This is a genomic window from Streptococcus parasanguinis (assembly GCF_001578955.1).
GTDB lineage: Bacteria > Bacillota > Bacilli > Lactobacillales > Streptococcaceae > Streptococcus > Streptococcus parasanguinis_U.
In genome coordinates, this window is sequence record NZ_KQ969689.1 from 270,477 (window position 1) to 273,250 (window position 2,774).

Genomic DNA, 2,774 nt, shown 5'->3' on the forward strand with positions numbered 1-2,774 from the left:
TAGCAGGCCAGGTCTATGCCTTTGATATTCAAGAGCAAGCACTTGTAAATACCCAAGAAAGATTGGAAAAGTTGGGACTTCAGCATGTCCGGTTGATCTTGGATGGCCACCAGCATGTGGACCAATATGTGGAGACCCTCAAAGCAGCTATTTTTAATCTGGGGTATCTGCCATCTGCAGATAAGTCGGTCATTACTCTTCCTGCTACCACGATTGAAGCGATGGAAAAAATCTGTGCTCGCCTAGAAAAAGGTGGGCGAATGGCTATTATGATCTATTATGGTCATGAGGGAGGAGACATCGAGCGTGATGCAGTGCTGGACTTTGTCAGTCAGCTCCCTCAAAAAGACTATACAGCGACCATCTACCGGACACTGAATCAAGTGAATCAGCCACCGTTTTTGGTCATGATCGAAAAATTAGAAAGCTACCGTCATGGATAAAGAATATTTAAAGAATAAAATCGAAGGATTGAGACATCATTTTGTCGAATCAACCATCCACGAGCGTGCAATAGGTTTTTATGATGAAGCCCATATGACCAAAAAGATGCTCAAAATAAAAAAGAAATTGGTTTCGCTTGAGATGGAACGGTGCCAAAAGAAGATTGAGCACAAGGATGTAACCAAGACAGACCAAAAGATTGCGGAGTTAAAACAGCAATTTGAGACCTGTTGCCAAGAACGGTAAGGAGGGAGTGATATGGAACTACTCCTTTATGCAGTGATCTTTTCGATGATTTTGATCATCTCAAATGCCACGAATAAACTTGTGCCGAGCCTTCCTCTGCCCTTGATTCAAATTTTACTAGGGATTGGTTGGGCCCTCTTTGTGCCAGAAGAAAATTTTCATCTGGATACCGAGCTTTTTCTGGCCTTGGTCATTGGTCCTCTCTTATTTCGAGAGGCAGAAGAAGCAGATATTACTTCCGTCTTAAAGCACTGGCGGGTCATCCTCTATTTGATTTTCCCAGTGATTTTTATCTCAACCATTAGTTTGGGCTGGGCAGCTCACTCCTTGTGGCTGAGCCTTCCATTAGCAGCCTGTATGGCAGTGGGGGCAGCCCTTGGGCCTACAGACTTAGTAGCTTTTGCTTCCCTGTCTGAGCGCTTTAGCTTTCCAAAGCGGGTTTCGAATATCTTAAAAGGCGAAGGGTTACTAAATGATGCCTCAGGTCTAGTTGCCTTTCGAGTAGCCTTGGCAGCCCTTGCGACCGGAAGTTTCTCCCTTGGAGAGGCAGGGGTTTCCTTAGGAATCTCCATTATTGGGGGATTTGCGGTGGGGATCTTGACAGCCTTTGTGAACCGTTGGCTACAAACCTTGCTCTTGAGTGTTCACGCCAGTGATATTGCCAGTGAATTGTTATTAGAACTGAGTCTCCCTTTGTTGACCTTCTTTCTAGCAGAAGAACTCCATGTCTCTGGTATCATTGCAGTAGTTGTGTCAGGGATCCTAAAAGCCAGTCGCTTTAAGCACATTACCCTCCTTGAAGCGCGGGTAGATACTGTGAGTCATACTGTCTGGAATACGGTCAACTTTATCTTAAATGGGTCGGTCTTTGTCATCTTAGGAATGGAATTGGAAATGATTTCCAAGCCCATCTTAAGTAGTCCCATTTACAATAATCTTCTTTTAGTTCTTTCTGTCTTTCTTTTGACAGCCTTGCTCTTTTTGATTCGTTTTGTCATGGTTTACCTCTTTTATTGGTTCCGAACGGTTCGACTAAAAAAATCGTTGAGAAATTATCTAAAGGATGCCTTATTGCTGACCTTTTCGGGTGTGAAGGGAACGGTTTCGATTGCGACGATTCTTTTGATTCCAACCAAGATCGAAAAAGAATACCCTATCCTACTCTTTTTAGTGGCAGGAGTTACCCTTGTTAGCTTTATTGCAGGCTTAGTGGTACTTCCAAAATTATCAGAAGACAAGGAAGAAACCAATGACTACCTGATGCAGATCGCGATTTTAAATGATGTTGTCATGGAATTAGAAGCAGATCTAAAGAATAGTAAGCACAAGGGCCCCTTGTATGCGGCGATTGATAACTACCATGGTCGCATAGAAAACTTGATTCTAGGCCAAGAAAACAGGCTCATTCAAAAGGACTGGGAACAGTTGAAGCTCCTGATTTTGAGTATTGAAAGTGACGGCTTGGAACAGGCTTATGAAGAAGGGAAGATTCGAGAGCGGGGCTACCGTGTCTACCAACGCTATCTTCACAATATGGAACAACGTGTCAATCGCAATCTTTCGTATCGTCTAACCTATTACTTCTTGGTGTCTTTCCGTCTCTTGCGTTTATTAGTTCATGAGATCTTAACTTTTGGGTCTGGCTTGCGAAACTGGTTGACCCGAGAAGACAGCAAGTTAGAGGCCATTGATTATGACCAGATTGCAGCCCTTTATCTGGCCAATACAGAAATCATCATCGAAAGTTTGGAAGACCTCAAGGGGATTTATCGGAGCAGTTTGATTTCTTTCCTACAAGAATCTCGTCTGAGAGAGACGGCCATTATTACTAGTGGAGCCTTTGTGGAGCGGGTTATTAACCGGGTGAAACCAAATAATATCGATGAAATGTTGAGAGGTTATTATTTGGAGCGTAAGATTATTTTTGAATACGAAGCGCAACACCTGATTACCGCCAAGCAAGCGCGCCGTATGCGACAAAATGTCAATGAATTAGAAAGCTATTCTCTAAGAGAAAGTGCCAATACTCTCCCATATGATATGATCGAGTATGCACAAAATCGATAAGCGTAAAAGTAAAAGAG

General features: G+C 43.1%; 3 protein-coding genes. All 3 read left to right on the forward strand.

The annotated features are described in order from the left end of the window. On the forward strand, positions 1-443 hold a 443-nt coding region (gene mnmM, locus SPADD19_RS12010; RefSeq protein WP_061454996.1), incomplete at its 5' end, for a tRNA 5-(aminomethyl)-2-thiouridylate-methyltransferase MnmM. After that, a complete protein-coding gene (locus SPADD19_RS01290; protein ID WP_023918874.1) occupies positions 436-690 on the forward strand; it encodes a hypothetical protein in 255 nt (84 codons plus the stop codon). The genes mnmM and SPADD19_RS01290, both read left to right, overlap by 8 nt. Positions 691-702: 12 nt before the next feature. Further along, entirely contained in the window at positions 703-2,757 is a 2,055-nt protein-coding gene (locus SPADD19_RS01295) for a cation:proton antiporter (protein ID WP_061454997.1), read from the forward strand. The last annotated feature ends 17 nt before the right edge of the window (positions 2,758-2,774 follow it).

Excerpts from the sequence above, each read along its gene's own strand:
- SPADD19_RS01290 (WP_023918874.1), top strand. The coding sequence starts at position 436 with ATGGATAAAGAATATTTAAAGAATAAAATCGAAGGATTGAGACATCAT.
- SPADD19_RS01295 (WP_061454997.1), top strand. The coding sequence starts at position 703 with ATGGAACTACTCCTTTATGCAGTGATCTTTTCGATGATTTTGATCATC.